Origin of the sequence: Streptomyces kanasensis (genome assembly GCF_043077165.1) — a bacterium.
In the GTDB taxonomy this organism is placed as follows: domain Bacteria; phylum Actinomycetota; class Actinomycetes; order Streptomycetales; family Streptomycetaceae; genus Streptomyces; species Streptomyces changanensis.
The window spans coordinates 229,229-244,754 of sequence record NZ_JBIBSF010000011.1 but is presented as its reverse complement, the minus strand read 5'-3'; the positions used below and the strand labels follow the sequence as shown (position 1 = coordinate 244,754).

The 15,526-nt window shown below is 72.5% G+C and carries 13 protein-coding genes; 8 read left to right on the top strand and 5 right to left on the bottom strand.

The window, feature by feature from the left end; genetic code table 11:
- Nucleotides 1-258: 258 nt before the first annotated feature.
- The 3 genes from ACF053_RS26010 to ACF053_RS26000 all read left to right on the top strand — a co-directional run bounded on the left by ACF053_RS26010 (nt 259) and on the right by ACF053_RS26000 (nt 2,629).
- Nucleotides 259-1,665, top strand: a complete 1,407-nt coding sequence (locus ACF053_RS26010) for a PP2C family protein-serine/threonine phosphatase (protein ID WP_391956190.1) — start codon at nt 259-261, stop codon at nt 1,663-1,665.
- Nucleotides 1,662-2,030 carry an STAS domain-containing protein gene (locus ACF053_RS26005; protein ID WP_391956189.1) on the top strand — a complete coding sequence of 123 codons (369 nt, stop codon included), beginning with the start codon at nt 1,662-1,664 and terminating at the stop codon, nt 2,028-2,030. The genes ACF053_RS26010 and ACF053_RS26005 overlap by 4 nt, the downstream gene beginning before the upstream one ends.
- Before the next feature lie 383 nt (nt 2,031-2,413).
- Nucleotides 2,414-2,629: a hypothetical protein gene (locus tag ACF053_RS26000; protein ID WP_391956188.1), complete on the top strand. Its 216-nt coding sequence runs from the start codon at nt 2,414-2,416 to the stop codon at nt 2,627-2,629.
- 298 nt (nt 2,630-2,927) lie between these two features.
- On the opposite strand, the gene ACF053_RS25995 is transcribed toward ACF053_RS26000, so the two are convergent.
- The 4 genes from ACF053_RS25995 to ACF053_RS25980 all read right to left on the bottom strand — a co-directional run bounded on the left by ACF053_RS25995 (nt 2,928) and on the right by ACF053_RS25980 (nt 7,285).
- A complete protein-coding gene (locus ACF053_RS25995; protein WP_391956187.1) occupies nt 2,928-4,556 on the bottom strand; it encodes a serine hydrolase in 1,629 nt (542 codons plus the stop codon).
- A gap of 449 nt (nt 4,557-5,005) precedes the next feature.
- Nucleotides 5,006-5,737 carry a restriction endonuclease gene (locus ACF053_RS25990; protein ID WP_391956186.1) on the bottom strand — a complete coding sequence of 244 codons (732 nt, stop codon included), beginning with the start codon at nt 5,735-5,737 and terminating at the stop codon, nt 5,006-5,008.
- On the bottom strand, nt 5,734-5,943 hold the full coding sequence (locus tag ACF053_RS25985; protein WP_391956185.1) for a hypothetical protein: 210 nt from the start codon (nt 5,941-5,943) through the stop codon (nt 5,734-5,736). The genes ACF053_RS25990 and ACF053_RS25985 overlap by 4 nt, the downstream gene beginning before the upstream one ends.
- A gap of 619 nt (nt 5,944-6,562) precedes the next feature.
- Nucleotides 6,563-7,285, bottom strand: coding sequence for a TetR/AcrR family transcriptional regulator (locus tag ACF053_RS25980; RefSeq protein ID WP_391956184.1), 723 nt, complete (start codon nt 7,283-7,285; stop codon nt 6,563-6,565).
- Between the two features lie 172 nt (nt 7,286-7,457).
- Between ACF053_RS25980 and ACF053_RS25975 the strand changes: the two genes are divergently transcribed.
- Together ACF053_RS25975 and ACF053_RS25970 are read left to right on the top strand one after the other, a co-directional pair.
- Nucleotides 7,458-8,576 (top strand): serine hydrolase domain-containing protein, encoded by a 1,119-nt coding sequence (locus tag ACF053_RS25975; protein ID WP_391956183.1) that lies wholly within the window; start codon nt 7,458-7,460, stop codon nt 8,574-8,576.
- 456 nt (nt 8,577-9,032) lie between these two features.
- Nucleotides 9,033-9,317, top strand: a complete 285-nt coding sequence (locus ACF053_RS25970) for a hypothetical protein (protein WP_391956182.1) — start codon at nt 9,033-9,035, stop codon at nt 9,315-9,317.
- Between the two features lie 105 nt (nt 9,318-9,422).
- Here the strand turns inward: ACF053_RS25970 and ACF053_RS25965 are convergent, their stop codons facing one another.
- Nucleotides 9,423-11,786, bottom strand: coding sequence for a helix-turn-helix domain-containing protein (locus ACF053_RS25965; RefSeq protein ID WP_391956181.1), 2,364 nt, complete (start codon nt 11,784-11,786; stop codon nt 9,423-9,425).
- Between the two features lie 227 nt (nt 11,787-12,013).
- Between ACF053_RS25965 and ACF053_RS25960 the strand changes: the two genes are divergently transcribed.
- The 3 genes from ACF053_RS25960 (at nt 12,014) to ACF053_RS25950 (ending at nt 15,335) form a co-directional block, all read left to right on the top strand.
- Complete coding sequence (locus ACF053_RS25960; protein ID WP_391956180.1) at nt 12,014-12,949, top strand: ribosome-inactivating family protein; 936 nt, start codon at nt 12,014-12,016, stop codon at nt 12,947-12,949.
- A gap of 513 nt (nt 12,950-13,462) precedes the next feature.
- Nucleotides 13,463-13,744 carry a hypothetical protein gene (locus tag ACF053_RS25955; protein WP_391956179.1) on the top strand — a complete coding sequence of 94 codons (282 nt, stop codon included), beginning with the start codon at nt 13,463-13,465 and terminating at the stop codon, nt 13,742-13,744.
- Between the two features lie 610 nt (nt 13,745-14,354).
- Nucleotides 14,355-15,335 (top strand): GNAT family N-acetyltransferase, encoded by a 981-nt coding sequence (locus ACF053_RS25950; protein WP_391956178.1) that lies wholly within the window; start codon nt 14,355-14,357, stop codon nt 15,333-15,335.
- Nucleotides 15,336-15,526: the final 191 nt, after the last annotated feature.

Genomic DNA, 15,526 nt, shown 5'->3' with positions numbered 1-15,526 from the left:
GTCGGCGGCGCCCGGACTGCCAGGTGCATTCGGTTGGGCCGGCGCTCCGGGGGCTGTGCCACGAGCCTGGATGTGCACTACGAAGCTCGTCGTCCGATCAGGCGGGTCCGGGGGTGTTCGGTATGGTTCCGGGGTGCTGGCTGTCCGGTCGGTGCCTTCCCGGGGGGGATGAGCGAGACGAGGGACATGCCGGAGCAAGCGAGCCCGCCTGCGATAGCACCGAACGGTCCTCTGGCCACAGCGGTCGAGGCGGCGCGGATGGCGGCGGTGCGCCGTTACGACATTCTCGACACTCCGCCGGACGGCGCTTACGACCGGGTCGCGGCGCTGGCCGCCCGCCTGTTCGAGGTGCCGGTGGCGACGGTGACGATCGTGGACGAGGACCGGATATGGTTCAAGGCCGCGCACGGGCTGGAAGGTGTCAGCGAGATCGGCCGGGATCCGGGCCTGTGCGCCTCGGCGGTGCTGACCGACGACACCACCGTCATCCCCGACACCCTGCTCGACCCGGTCGCCTGCTCCAACCCCCTGGTCGCCGGCCCGATGGGAGTGCGGTTCTACGCCGCCGCTCCGATCATCACCGTCGACGGGCACCGCCTGGGTACGGTCAACGTCCTCGACACCCGCCCCCGCGAGATCAGCAGGGCCGATTCCTCCACCCTCGAGGACCTGGCAGCAGTAGTGCGTGACCAGCTGGAGCTGCGGCTGTCGGCACTGCGCGCGGTACGCGCCGAGCAGGAGCGCCGCCGGATCGAGCAGGAGAAGCGCCAGGCCGAGGAGGAAGCCCGGCAGCGTGCGGAGCGGGACAAGGCGGCCATCGCCGCGTTCGCCTCCACCCTGCAACGCACCCTGGTGCCTCCCGTGCTGCCCGCGGTACCCGGGCTCGAGTTGGCCTGCCACTACAAGACCGCTTCCCCGCAGGAAGTGGGTGGCGACTTCTACGACGTGTTCCCCGTAGGCGGGGGCCGGTGGGCATTCTTCCTGGGCGATGTGTGCGGCAAGGGCGCCGAGGCCGCCTCGGTCACCTCACTGATCCGCTACACGTTGCGGGCCGCGGCCCTCGTCGACGCGGACCCGACGGCCACGTTGAAGGCGCTGAACACCGCGCTGCTGTTGGACGCCGCGGTGGGTACCCGTTTCTGCACCGCCATCTTCGGTCTGCTCGATCCGGCCCGGGACGGCGGTTTCACGGTCACGCTGGCCACCGGCGGCCACCCGCCCGCCTACCACCTCAGCCCCACCGGGGAGGGTGGCGGTGTGCGGGTCGAGGCGGTCCGTGCCAAGGGAGGGATGCTGGTCGGCGCGTTCGCCGAAGCCGCCTTCGCCTCACGCACCTTGCACCTGGCGCCCGGCGAGGGACTGCTGCTGTACACCGACGGGCTGACCGAGGCCCGCACGGCCGACGGCGACATGCTCGCCGATACGGGCCTGACGGACTTCCTGGCCCGGCGGCCCGCACCGGTCAGTGCCGGCGTCCTGATCGACGACACCGTCGCCCTGCTCGACACCCTCCCCGACACCGAACGCGACGACGTGGCGCTACTGGCTCTGTCCGTCCCCACCGCGGACGCCGCTCCTGCGGGCATCACCACCACCGCCCACAGCGCCGCCGCCCCGACCGCACCCGCCGACGCCAGCGTCGGGCAGGAGAACCGACGCCCATGACCGACGCATTCCACCTCGACGTCCCCCACGCCGACGGCACCGTGGCCGTGATGGCGCTGTCAGGTGAATTCGACATCGCCGCCGCCCCCGCCGTCCGGGCCCGCGCCCTGGACCTCATCGCGGCCGGACACCCCGACCTGATCGCCGACCTGTCGGGCGTCACTTTCTGTGACTCCTCAGGGCTGGGCGCCCTCGTCGGCATCTGGCGCTGCGCGAAGGACGCCGACGGCTCCCTGACCCTGGCGGCCATCCCCGACCGGCTGGGCCGACTGCTCGCCACCACCGGGATGGACACCTTCCTGCCCACCCATCCCAGCGCCGAGGCCGCGCTCGCCGCCTGCCAGGACAACCACACCACAGCCTGAACCCCCCTGCGCCCGCAGGGGCGGCGTCCGCACGCTCTCTCGGCACACAACGGCCCGTCGCCGGAGCGGACGGAACATGGCGAAGCGCGCGTCGCGACCGATGCACGGGTCGCGGCGCGCGCTCATCTGTTCGCCATGGCGCTGCACGTCGGCGGGCGGCACACCGGATGCCGCCTGCACCCGTGAACGGCTCAGTGGGACTCGTCCCAGGGCTCGCGGCTGCCGGTGCACCTGTTCCTTCCGCACCGTGGCTGGAGTGCCAGCGCGCCCCTCGAAGGAGTGAGAACCGTGACCCCGGTCGCCGCCGTCGCCGAGTCCGTCCCCGAAACGAAGGCCGGGCGCCGGCCTGGCACGTCACCAGCCTGGACACCGACGCCTACCCGGTGCGCTGGGCGGGCCTGATCCACACCGACGCCTACCCGGTGCGCTGGGTGGGCCTGATCCACCAGGAACGCGGCGTGCACCACATCCGCTGCCATGTCGCCGACGGCGGCCCGTCGGCGGGCGGCGGAATGTCCGAGCCGCCGCCCGCGGCGACGGGCGGCACGTTGAACGACGGCTTCGTCGCCCCCGCAGGGCTTGGCCTGCTCCGGCCCTGAGCTCACGCAGCGGCTCGTCGGTGCGGGCGACGAGCCCCTGCGCCTCGCGTATGAGGGCGGCCGCGGCCCCGGCGATGAGTTTTCAGCTTGGACGTCGTCGTCGGTGTCCGGGTCGCACACGGTGCCCGGCGCGGCGGCGGCGAGCAGCTGGTCGCTGAGATCCCACACCCCGCCGGCTCCACACGGGCGCGTCGAAACCGGCGTCCTCGAGGGCACGGCCGGCGGCGTCCATGTTCTTGGCCCAGCGGCGTACGACGCGCCGCATCCTGCTCGCCGAGCTGGACTGGTCCGCTGAAACTCATTCCCTGGTGAAGGTGCCGAGGCCGGTCGTGTCGAGGTTCTCGACCCGGACCTTGTCGGCGCGTCCGTTGGACCCGACGCTGAAGGTCACGCCGGACAGCCCGACGGCGTTCTCGCCCGTGGTGCGGTGACTGAAGGTGTCGCCGTCGTAGTGCCGCAGGGTGAACCGCTGTTTCTTCGGCCCCAGTTGCATGATGAGGTCGTCGCCCTGGGTGCTCACGGTCATCGGGCCGTAGAAGTCGTTGGCGTACGTTCCGGTGTAGGCGCTGTCCGCCCTGGCCGGTGCGGGCCGTGGCGGAGTTTTGGCGTAGTCGGTCTCAGAGCGGGCGCCCTGCGCCGCCTGTTGGAGGATCGGGCCGATGAACGTCAGCCAGTCGACCGTGGGCCCGCCCGTCTGCGCGGTGTCGAGGAAGGTACTGGCGATCGCCTCGGGTACGCCGACGGGCTCGCCGTTGGTGAGGACGACGATGCCGAGGTCTTCCGAGGGCAGCAGCGTCACATTGGTGGCCGCGCCCATCGCGAAGGCACCGGAGTGGCCGAGTTTCAGCCTGCCCTGGTCGTCGTAACTGACGTTCCAGCCAAGCCCGTAGAACCCGGTCCTGCCCGCGGGCGCGTGCGGCGGCTCGGAGACGACGTGCGGCAGGTGGGTCTCGTCCAGCGCGTCGCTGTCGATGACTTGCCGCCCCTCGAACTTGCCGTTGCCGAGTTGCAGGCGCAGCCACTTCGTCATGTCCCGGACGGTGGAGCTGGCCCCGCCCGCCGGGCTCTGGGCGTCTGCGTCCCGCACGAACTCGGCCTGCCAGGTGTCGCCCTGCTTCACATGGGTGACGGCCTTGTTCCCGGCCTTCTCGTAGTCGGTGAAGGAGGAGCTGGTGGAGTCCATGCCCAGCGGCCGGTACAGCTTGTCGGCGGACAGCTTCTCCCAGCTGGTGCCCGCCGCCCGCGCGACGGCGACCGCGGCTTCGGTCAGCCCGAAGTTGGTGTACGCGTAGCTGGCACGGAACGGATCCAGCGGTTCGTACCGCAGATGCTCCAGGATGTACGGGCGGTCGTAGCCCAGGTCCTCCAAAAGGTCCCCGGCGTGGTCGGGCAGCCCGCTGCGGTGCGAGAACAGGTCGGCCAGCGTGACGTGGCGGGTCACCCAGGGGTCCTTGAGGGCGAAGCCGGGACTGTGCTTCGCGACCGGGTCGTCCCAGGCGACGGTGTTCTCACCCACGGCCGCGGCGACCACGGTCGATGCGACCGGCTTGGAGACCGAGGCGAGCTGGAAGACGGTGTCGGGTCCGACCCGGCCCTCCGCGCCGGCCTTCCGTACGCCGAAGCCCTTCAGATACAGCACCTCGTCGTCATGGACCACGCCGACGGCGACCCCCGGCACACCGGTCCTGCGCATGGCGTCCCGTACCACTCCGTCGAGCCGGTCCACCGCGGCGTCGACCTCGTCCCGTGTGAGTCGCGGCGGCGGCTGGGCCGGCGGGACGGTGGGCAGTGGCGACGTCTGGGCGGCCGGCCTGTGGACGGCGGAGGCGTCGGGACCCGTGCAGCCGCCGCCGGCCAAGGCCGCCACCAGGCCCAGTGCCGCAGCGGAGGGAAGGCGCAGGGCATGCGCCTGGTCAAGGCGGGACATGTTTCCCAGTGAAGGCCCTGCCCCGGCGCCTGTCGCATCGGCGAGCCATTCGGGGGACCCGCCACCTCGCGATCACGTGAGCCGCTCGCTCACAGCAAGGGCCGAACCACCCAACGGTCACGCCCGGCCAGGGCACTTCTACATGATCGTGTCACGAGCTCTCGGGCTGCCGCGCCGGGGCCCCGAGCTGCGCCCCTCCGTGGCGGCTTCACTGCCGCGGCGTGCCCCAGGGTGCCACTCCCCCAGTCCGACGGCCCGAGGTGGGCGAGCGTGGCGGGGAGTCCGGCCGCCAGTCGATCACGTCGACGAGCCCCGGAGGTGACCGATGTGAACGCCCTCTCCGTCGACCTGCGGCCCAACGACCTGTACCACTGACCGCCGGCGCCGGCCCGGCAATCGCCCCGGTGGGCGGCGCCGGCACTGTGGTCCGTCGCTTGGGCAGGTCCTGTTCAGGACAAAGCGGTCGGCCTCCGAGGCGGTGGAACAGTCTTGAGCAGCTCCCACAGCGGGCGTGAGCCGGCCGCCCAGGCTCCCAGGGTGTGGCGGTCGACGACGTGGAGGCGCTGCTGCCGGGCGAAGACGACGGCCGGGGCGGTCACTCGGCCGTTGGTCACGAGGACCGCGACGTCGGCGCCGTGGACCTGGCGGGCAGTGCCGTTGAGGACCTGGAGGTCCGGCGTGCCCACCGCGGAGCCGGCGAGGCCGTCGCGCCTGTGTTTGCACTGGATCACCCAACGACGTCCGTAGGGGTCGGTGGCCTTCACATCCGCGCCGAGGTCCCCGCCGCCTCCGACGCGGACCGCGTCCGGGCAGCCGTCGCGTCGCATCAGGTCCCGCACCGCCTCCTCGAACCGGGAGTGGTGCAAGGCGTCCAGCTGAGCCAGCCCGTAGCGCAGGCCCCGCGCGCGGACCGCTTCCCACCGCGCCGTCTGCTGCTTGTGGTGGAGCCAGGCGCCGCCCGCCAGCAACGCGAGCACGCCGAGGGCGAGCAGAACCCACCAGTGGGCCGGCAGCCAGTTCACGACGGCCACCACCAGGGCGACGGCCGGGACCACGGCGATGAGAGGACCGAGCAGCCGGTCCTCCGCACCCTGCCGCCGCTTGGCCGGCCTGCGGGTGCGCCGCCGCGCCGGTGGGCGCCTGGGTGTCGTCGCCCTCGACTTGCGCGCGCGGGGGCTCATCGGCTGGCCTGAGTGACGCCGCTCGCCAACTGCCCGAGGACATCGAGGATGCCCTGGCCGACCGGAGTGGGAGCGAGCACGACGCCCAGCGCCAGGATGATGACGGCAGTGGTCCTCTCCTCGTTCCGGCTGCGAGCCTGCGTACGGCGCCGCAGCCGGAAGAAGACGATCACTGCCAGCAGTACGGCCACGTTGATGGTCAGCAACCGTCCAGACCTCCCCCTCGGCCAACACCCGGGGCCGATGGCTCGCCGCCTCAGCCCTCTTGTGTAGCCGGGTCTGACTGATACCGGCGGCCGGTCGCCGACGAATGGCACAAAGCCATCGGACCTGGCCGGATAGCACGCCGCGCGGCCGATCCACCAGTCGGTGGTGTGCACCGTCATGCGGTTCACCGGGCAGCCACCCGAGGGGACCAAGCACGACGGCTTCGCGGACGAGCCGGTAGCCGGCACCGCGGCCCAGGCCGGGCCCGAGCCGTCCGCAGACGACGAGCCGGAAGCCTGGCTCGCCGCCGTTGCTGGCGGGCGCGCAGTGCCCACCCGGTCGTCTGTCCGGCTTTCCGGCTGCGGCTCCAGGGCGGCTGAGCCCGCCGCGACGCGCGGCAGCCTGTGTGGGCCCCGTCTCCGGGGGGCCCACACCGGCTGGCGGTGCGGGCGACGGTACGTCAGGCGCGTGCCAGTCCCGATCCTCGTCCGGGTCCTTGTGGTGGTCCGCTTCCCGTTCGTGTGAGCGCATCAGGCTCCGGCTGTCATCGACCATGTCATCAGCCGTCATTGCTTCCGACGGGATCGGGACCGCCGCGAGGCCCCGGAAAGTCCGGGTTCATCGGACGCCCGTTTCGTCTGTCGTCATTCGATCGTTTGCCGACACTCCCGAGCCGATCGGCTGGCTCGGGCCGATTGCGGCCTCGATATGGGCGAGTTGGGCGGCGAGGATCTCTTCGAACGCGGCACGGCGGTCCGCCCCGAGAGGGCGGACGTCGCGGGCGAAGTGAGCCAGGGCCGGGAAGCGTTCGGGGTCGGCGCCGAGTACCGCGACGCGGAACAACTCCATGCCCTGTTCGTACTCTTCGGGGGTGACGGTGCTGACCCCGGCCTCGGAGGCGATCAACGCGGCGATGAGGACCGCGATCCGGTGGTAGCGGACCGGGATCTCCTCGTCGGGCAGTCCCGCCGCGCGCAGAGCCTGCAGCACCTCTTCCATGACCAGCCGGGAACCGGTACCGCTTGACGCGTAGCGCCCCCAGACCGCGGCGAGCTGGGGCTGCTGCCCGAAGGCCTCTCTCACGCGCAGGGCCAGGGACGTGATGCGCTGCTTCCAGTCACCCTCGGGGTGGTGGCCGTCCATCGCGGACAGGAGGATCCGGTCGGCGACCGCGCGCAGCAGTTCGGTCTTGCTGCGGAAGTGCCGGTACAGGCTGGAGGAATCGGTCCCGAGGGCCGCGGCCAGCTTGCGCACGCTGAACGAATCCGCGTCGCTCGTGCGCAGCAGCACCGCCGCCGCATCCAGGATCTCTTCGGTTGACCAACGCCTTCGGCCTGCCATCCCGCTCCTCTCGCCGAACCTCATACTACCGGTGCACTTGGCGTTGCACGCACTGCGTGCATAATGAGGACATGAGCATGCCGGGTGGGCCGGCATGCCACTCGTGCCCTGGTTGTCCGGGTCAGGCGACCGCTGCGGTGCCCGTCTCGGTGAACAGGAAAGGACGCATGACGTGCAGAACCCACTGGATCCCGCGGCGCTGAGCGCAGCCATCGAAAACGTCCATCGCGCCGGGATGCCGGGCCTGTTCGCCGAGGTACGTGACGGCGACGAGGTCTGGCGCGGCGCCGCCGGGGTCGCCGACGTCGCCACCGGCCGCCCCGTCACCGCCGACATGCGGCACCGCGTCGGCAGCATCACCAAGACCTTCACCGCCGCAGCGGTCCTTCAGCAGGTCGAGAGCGGGCAGATCGGTCTCGACACACCGATCAGCCGGTACCTTCCCCAGATGATTCCGGGAGAACGCGGTGACGCGATCACGGTGCGGATGTTGATCAACCACACCAGCGGCCTCGCCGAGTACCTCCCGTACGCCTACCCCTCCCTCAAGGCGTTCCCCGCCCTCGCGGACACCGGACCCCAGAGCCTGGACGACCACAGGTTCACGCGGTTCGACCCCGTTGAACTGATCGAGATGGGCGTCACCGCACCTGCCGTCGGCACCCCGGGCGGCACTCCGGGGGTGTACTCCAACACCAACTACCTGCTCCTGGTCCAGCTCTTGGAGCAGGTGACCGGCACCACTGCCGAGCGGTACATCACCCGGAACATCATCGAGCGCTCCCGGCTGCGCGACACCGAACTCCCCGACGGGCCGTACGTCGGCGGGCCGCACTCGCAGCTCTACGAGGCGTGGTTCGGCATGATCGACCCCCCGCGCGACTACAGCGTCTACGACATGTCGTGGGTGGGGCCGTCGGCCTCGCTGATCTCAACCGTCGCGGACCTCAACCGCTTCTACCGCATGCTGCTGGCCGGGGAGATCGTCAGCCGGTCGTCGTTGGCGCAGATGCAACGCACTGTCCCGGTCATCTCCCAAGAGGGAAAGACGATCGACTACGGCCTCGGGCTGCACCCGATGGAGGGTCCCGGTCAGGGCACCTTCTGGGGCCATGGCGGCACGGTCTGGGGTGGTGGGGCGCTGGCCATGACCCGAAACGACGGCAAGCGGCAGATGGCCGTCGCGGTGAACCTGCAGAGGTGGAACAGGCTCGACTCCGCCGGCAAGCCGCAGCCCCATCCCATCGACGACGCGCTTGCGGATCTCTACCGCGTGGCCATGTACGGCTGACCGGGCCGGAGAGGCCTCGGCCCGGGCCGCCGATCTGTCCGGCCTGCCGCCGCCGCTCCAGTTCGCTGTCGAGGTCCTGCTTCTCGGCGGGGGTCGGCGCGCGGGGAACGGGCTCAGGCAGGACAGTGCGGAGCGTCGGTGCCGGTGGGGGTCGCGGGCACGGCCCGGCAAGGGGACCACAGCGCAGCCGGACGGTGTGGCCGCCGGACGGCAGCCCGGCCGGACGGCAGCCCGGCGGGGCGGCGGGGCGGCGCGGGCGCGGCGGGTGGACCGCGGTCCGGAGCGTGGGGACGGCCGGAGCGGGCGGCGGCGTGGACTGACACGCCGGCGATCGGCACCGTAGCGGGGACGGGCTGGGAGCCAACGGGTGGCCCGGGCTCGGCGGCACGGCGGACGGGACCGCCCGGCGGCCGGATGACGGGGCGGCGCGGGGACGGGCCGTGGGCGGGTTGGCCCGTGGCCGGTCGTGAGCGGACGGGGCGGCAGCGCTGCGGCCTGCGCGCCGCCCGGAGGCATCGAGCTGAAGTCCCGCGCGCAGCAGACCTCGTCCGGCTGATCACCGGTCTGCGGCCGGCCGCCGCCCTGACCGCCGGCGGCATCGCCGCCGCCTTCTCGGTCCACGCGGCGCTGCTCGTCAGGACCGCGCTCCACGTAGTCCCGGCCGGCCTTCTGTGGTTCTCCCCCGTCCGCCGCCTGACCGCCATGCCCACCCCCACACCCGCGAAGGACGACGCACGGTGAAGCGAGTGTCCCGTTCGGTGCCCCGATCGGCTCCTTCCAGGCGCGGGACCACGGACACGGGTCCCCTCGCTCGGCGTCCGGTACGGCGTCACGGGCGGCGCCGTCCTACCCCCGCCCCACGGGCTCGTCGAGCCGCCCGAGTTCTTCGGCGGCCTCGTGCCGGCGCGGATTGTTCAGCCGGACGAGGGCGTCGTGGGCTTCCGAGACGGTGTCCCGGGCCTCGCCGTGGCGGGCGAGATGGCGCAGGACGATGCCCAGGTCGAGACGGGCCGGTTCGCTCCAGGCGGGCATCCGGGCCGCCTCGAAGTAGGTCACCGCGTAGCGCAGGGGCACCTCGGCCTCATCCCACCGCCGGAGCGCGGCCAGGTCGTTGCCGATGTGCTGCCGGGTCACCGCGAGATAGAGGTCGACCAGCTCACGCGACTGGCCCGGTACGCCGGCGAGGCAGACCTCCTCGCTGCGCCGGTGGATGGTCAACGCCTCGACGGCACGTCCGGCCTGGCGCAGGAACTGACCCAGCATGTTGAGGATGGTCAGTTCGGCGAGGCTGCCGGCCGCGCCCGGCTGCCGGCCGAGGAGGTCGGCGGCCTGACGGAGCCGGGCGATGGACTCGTCGGTCCGGCCGAGCCGGTGGAGCGCCCCCGCCGCATAGCCCAGGGCCCAGCCGACCTGGACCTGGTCGTCGACCTCGCGCGCCACCGCAAGTGCCGCCTCCGCGGTGGCCAGGGCGGCGGTGTGGTCGTAGCGGCACAGGTTGTAGGCCCAGGCCAGGTAGTTGAGGTGGACCGCCTCGTCCCGTCTGCTGCCCAGGGCCCGGGCGGAATCGACGGCCCGCCGGAACACCTCCGTCCACAGCTCCCAGTGCACGGTGCGGTCGGAGAACCAGTGCATCGCCTCGGCCGTGTCGACGACCTGGCGGTGGCGGCCGGCGGCCTGGGCCCGGCGCAGGGCCGCGAGCCACTGGGCCCGCTCGGACTCCAGCCAGGCGTGCGCCTGCTCGAGGTCGGCGGGCGCGGTGGCGGGGTCGGGGTCGTCGCCGTGGGCGGGGCCGCCGGTGGTGGCGGGGCCGTCGGGGCGCCGGTCGGTGTCGAAGAGCCGCGCGGCGGCCGTGGCCCGGCGCAGGACCCACAGGTCGGCCCGCTCCCGGGCGGCGGTGAGCTGCGCGGGCTCGTCGTCCTCGGCAAGCTGTTCGGTGGCGAACAGGGCGAGCAGGTCGTGGAAGCGGTAGCGGTCGGCCGCGGGGTCGGGCTGGAGCAGCCCGGCCTCGGTCAGGTCCTGCGCGCACCGGGCCGCCTGTCGCAGCGGCACGTCCGCCAGGAGCGCGACGGTCTCGGGGCCGAAGTCGGGGCCGTCGGCGAGTGCGGCGCGGCGGAACACGGTGCGGGCCCGCGGGTCCAGCTGCCGGTAGGACAGGGCGAAGGCGGCCCGGACCTGGAGGGAACCGGCCTCGAGGGTGTCCAGTCGGCGTCCCTGGGCGGCGAGTTGCGTGACGAGCTTGGCGATGCGCTCGCCGGCCCGGGAGGCGAGGCGCTGCCCGGCGATGCGTACGGCCAGGGGAAGGTGCCCGCACAGCTCGGCGAGGTCGCGGGCGGCCTGGCTCTCCCGGCCGACCCGCTCGGGGCCGATGATCCGGGTGAGCAGTTCGACCGACTCCTCACGGCGCAGCAGCGCGAGTGCGGTGCGGTGCGCCCCTTCGAGACCGGCCAGTGAGTGGCGGCTGGTGACGAGCGTGAGCGAGGGACCGTGGCCGGGCAGCAGGGGACGGACCTGTTCCTCGTCGGCCGCGTTGTCCAGCAGGAGCAGCACGCGCCGGTCGCGCAGCAGGGAGCGGAACAGGCCGCCGCGGTCGTCGGTGGTGGCCGGGAGCGCGCCGCCGGCCACGCCCAGGGCGCGCAGCAACCGGGCCAGGGCGTCGTGCGGAAGGGTGGGCCGGGCGTCCATGCCGCGCAGGTCGACCGCGAACTGCCCGTCCGGGAAGGACGGGGTGAGGGCGTGGGCGGCGTGCACGGCGAAGGCGGTCTTGCCCAGGCCGGGCTGCCCGCAGACCACCGCGACCGGCGGACGGGCGGGATCGATGCCGTCCGCCAGGGCGAGGAGCCGGTCGAGGGCCGGACCGCGGGCGGTGAAGTCGCGCAGGTCGCGCGGGAGCGCGAGCGTGTGGGGGAGGGCCTGGGCGGCCCCCGGCGTGCCGGCCGGCCCGGTGCCGGACGCGGCGGTCCGACGGGGGCGGCCCAGGCTCGCGGCCCGCTCCAACTCCCCCGCACCGGCCGCGTCCAGTCGCAGGGCGTCGGCCAGGGCCTCCACGGTGCGGCGCTGCGGCCCCCGGGTGCGCCCGCGCTCCAGGTCCGACAGGGCCCGCACGCTCACCCCCGCGGCCTGCGCCAGCTCCTCCTGACTGAGCCCGGCGCCCGTCCGTAAGGCGCGCAGGCGCTCCCCGAACCCGCCGGTGGCCGATATGCCGGTGCTCATGACTGGAAATCCCCTGGTCAACGTGGTCCCGCCAGAACAGCGGGCCCTCCCCGGCAGAAGTATGCACGGAGCTGCTCCTGCCGGTGGAACTTCCTGGTTCACCCCCGGCCGATCGGGTTGGCTGAAGGCACCACGGACGTGCGGCCGCAACCACCGGCGAGCCCGGTCCGTGGCCTTCTCGCCGCACGAGCGCGTGCGCGCCCGCCCACTCCCATCGGAGCCCCTCCATGCAACTGATCGCCGTCGTACGCCGCGCCGGCAGGCGCCTGACCGCGCTGTGCCTGGCGCTGATCGCCACCTGCGCCCTGGTGAACGCCGACGCGACACCGGCCCACGCGGACACCACCAACCCGTGGACCGTCATCGAGTGGGACATCACGGGCATGAGGGGCGCGAGCGCCAGCGCGGGCGCCTCCAGCCGGTACCGGGAGATGATCGCCCGCCTGCGGGACATCTCCAGTCACCAGATCGTCAACGACGTGCGGGACAGCATGCCGGCAGGAACCGGCCGCTACATCGAGGTCAGGGTCAGGGACCGCAGCGAGAGCAACCAGTACCGGCTCACCCTGTACTTCCGCGCGGACAACCTCTACCTCGACGGCTTCACGGTCGTGGGGCAGAACTACCGTTTCAGCAACGCCCCGGCGGCCTTGGTCACGGGCTTCACCCGGCACTACAACAACCAGGGCAACATGCTGTTCCGGAACCTCCCCTACACCGGGAACTACGGCGACCTCGCCAGCGACCTGTCCCGCGCCGACGCCCGCTACTCCCCGTCCAGTCTGCAGTCGTACCTCAACGCGGTGTCGCAGCTGACGCCGGGCAACTGGTACGAGCGGGCGCCCGAGCTCGCCTTCATCATCAACGCCACGTCCGAAGCGGCCCGTTTCGGCTGGATCGAGAACCGCATCGCCCGCAGCATCGGTGCCGGGAGCGACTACGACGGACAGAACTACGTCTCCCACCTCGGCCCCTTCGGTGTGGACCTCCAGCGCAACTGGGCGCGCCTCTCGCGCCTCGTGCACCGCTCGATCAACAACACCCTGACCCCCGGTGACGCCGTCACGGTCAACGGCCGGCGCTACGCGAACCTCGACGACATGCGGTACGGAACGACGAATCGGCCGTCCCTCATGCCCTTCCTCGCGCTCTCCGGTGCGTGACCCGCTTCCAGGGCGCCGATGGTGACGCGCCCGCCCCGCCCCGGGCCTGGTCACGGCCCGGGGCGGCGGCCTTGACCGGGCCGGGAAGCGGGTCACGGCCCGACCTCTTCGGCCGGCTACCGCGTGGAGACACCGCGTGCAGCTGACGGCGCCCGGCTGATGGGTCTGCGGCGGTGGGGCCGTCGCCGGGCTGGGTCGAGATCCGGCGGGGGCCGTGGACGAGGGCACGCTCCCGGGCGCCTTCCCGGGCCCTGGCGGGGGCGGCCGCGGCGACCGCCCGCCGGGTCTGCTCCTCCGTGGCGACGTCGGTCGTCTGCCCCGGAACGCGGCCGGCCTTCTGCCTTGGCTGGGCAGCGGACCCGTGCACCGCCCTCAGCGTGCGTGCAAGCCCGGGCCTGCGGATGATGGTGGGAGCGGCCCCGGAGCTCACGCACACCGAGTGATCAGGCACATTCGGGGCAAGGGAATCGGGTGTCTGCTGCTCTTGCCCTTCTGTTGTCGCATGTTCGTAGCGTGCTCCAGCACGCCGGGTTCCGGCTCGTCGACACGGCTGACGACGAGACACCCGGCATGCGGGTCAGCAAGATCCCCTCCGGGGTGCTCGTACGCTGGACAGCACTCGGCGGGGCCTCGGAAGTCTGCGGAACGGCTTCCTCCGGACGCTCCACGGGGTCGATCGTTCGTACCGCGGTCACAGCAGTCCTGGCCAGCCACGGGTTGAGCATCATGTCGACCGATGCAGCCGGTGATCTGATCGTCCTGCCCAGTGATCACATCCACTTTCACACCCCGTGAACGAGGCAGCCGGCCCGCCGATCCGGACCAGGCGAACACAGCGATCGGGCTGACCTCCGGACTCAGCACCGACCGGGCCCGCCACCATCGCCACGGGCCTGCCGCCATTGCGGTCCGGCCGTCGCGCCGACCCGAGCAGCGGTACCCGGACAGGCGGCAGGGCGCGCGGGCGGCGCCACGCCGGGCCTCTGCCCGCTCCCGCTCCACGGCCACCGTCCTCGGCGCGGGCCCGGTCCGGCAGGACGGCGCCGATGCCGCTGGGCGGGCCGATCATCGCCCGACCCGGCCCGGCGGGCCGGCGGCGGCAGGAGGCGGCCCGGTGGTCCTGCCCCCGGAACGCGTCCGGGCACCGGGCCTGCCCCGCACACTCTCTCCCCACCGGCACGACCTGCCCGTGATCCCGGCCACGGGTGCCCGGCCCGCGCGCCAGGGTCGGTCGGCTGGTTCTCGTTCACGGATCACGACGGGAGTTGTCCATCCCGGACAGCACCCGTCGACTGAGCAGGGGGGTGGGCCCGATCCTCGGTCCCCGGGTTTCGGTGGAGCTCCCGCCTCGCTTGCCGCGCACGCCCGTGGTGCCATGAAACGGGGGGTCGGGAAGGAGAGAGCGATGATCCCATCGGAAGCGGAGCGCAAGAGTGGCACGGGCCCTGTGTCGGTCCGCCCGCTGGGTGAGGCGGACCTGGATCGGGCCGACGAGATCTTCAGGGTCGCCTTCGGGACGTTCCTCGGGGATCCCGATCCGAAGACGTTCTTCGGGACCGCCGACTACGTCCGCACTCGCTGGGCGGCCGATCCACAGGCGGCCTTCGCAGCGACGGTCGAGGGCGAAGTCGTCGCATCGAACTTCGCCGTGAATTGGGGCAGCGTCGGCTACTTCGGCCCGCTGACCGTCCATCCGGACCTCTGGGACCAGGGCATCGGCAGGCGCCTCATGGAGCCGGTCATGGACTGCTTCGAGACCTGGGGGAACCGACACCTGGGTCTGTTCACCTTCTCGCACAGTCCGAAGCACCTGGAGCTCTACCGCCGGTACGGTTTCTGGCCCCGATTTCTCACAGCCATCATGAAGAAGCAGGTCACAGGCAGTGCGGCGGCCCCCGGCCGAGTGCTGTACAGCGAGATCCCCGCCGCCGAGCGGCTCGACGCCCTGAGCCTCTGTCGCGCACTGACCGGGACCGTGCTCGAGGGCCTGAGCCTGGAACGCGAGATCGTGGCCACGCACGCGCAGGGACTCGGTGACACCATCCTGCTCCAGGGGGCCGGCTCCGAGCTCGATGGCCTGGCCGTCTGCCACTGCGGAGCCGGGTCGGAGGCTGGAGAAGACGTGTGCTTCGTCAAATTCGGCGCCGTGCGTCCCGGCCCGGAGGCGGGCGACAGGTTCGAACGACTGCTCACCGCGTGCGAGCGGCTCGCAGCCGAGCGCGGCCTGGGGCAACTGGACGCCGGAACGAACCTGTCCCGACACGATGCCTACCGGCGCATGGTCGACCGCGGATTCCGCACCTGGTTGCAGGGCGTGGCCATGCACAGGCCCAACGAACCCGGCTACAGTCACCCCGACGCCTACGTGATCGACGACTGGCGCTGAGACCCCGCCGCGCTCCGCCCGCGCGGGAAGGCCCGGTGCCGCCCGACCCGTCAACACTCCGCGTCGGCCGCTTCCGGACCGGTTGCCGTCCCGGAGGCTCATCGGGCCGTGGCTCCTGGTCCTCGTCCAGCGAGGCGCTCCGCTCGCCGGACAGCGGGCGCAGCAAGGCCGTCCTCGGTGTCGCGGTGAGG

What these genes read in the sequence shown, in the direction of transcription:
- ACF053_RS26010 (WP_391956190.1), top strand. Translation starts at nt 259, where the DNA reads ATGGCGGCGGTGCGCCGTTACGACATTCTCGACACTCCGCCGGACGGC.
- ACF053_RS26005 (WP_391956189.1), top strand. Translation starts at nt 1,662, where the DNA reads ATGACCGACGCATTCCACCTCGACGTCCCCCACGCCGACGGCACCGTG.
- ACF053_RS25995 (WP_391956187.1), bottom strand. Translation starts at nt 4,556, where the DNA reads ATGTCCCGCCTTGACCAGGCGCATGCCCTGCGCCTTCCCTCCGCTGCG.
- ACF053_RS25990 (WP_391956186.1), bottom strand. Translation starts at nt 5,737, where the DNA reads ATGAGCCCCCGCGCGCGCAAGTCGAGGGCGACGACACCCAGGCGCCCA.
- ACF053_RS25980 (WP_391956184.1), bottom strand. Translation starts at nt 7,285, where the DNA reads ATGGCAGGCCGAAGGCGTTGGTCAACCGAAGAGATCCTGGATGCGGCG.
- ACF053_RS25965 (WP_391956181.1), bottom strand. Translation starts at nt 11,786, where the DNA reads ATGAGCACCGGCATATCGGCCACCGGCGGGTTCGGGGAGCGCCTGCGC.
- ACF053_RS25960 (WP_391956180.1), top strand. Translation starts at nt 12,014, where the DNA reads ATGCAACTGATCGCCGTCGTACGCCGCGCCGGCAGGCGCCTGACCGCG.
- ACF053_RS25950 (WP_391956178.1), top strand. Translation starts at nt 14,355, where the DNA reads ATGATCCCATCGGAAGCGGAGCGCAAGAGTGGCACGGGCCCTGTGTCG.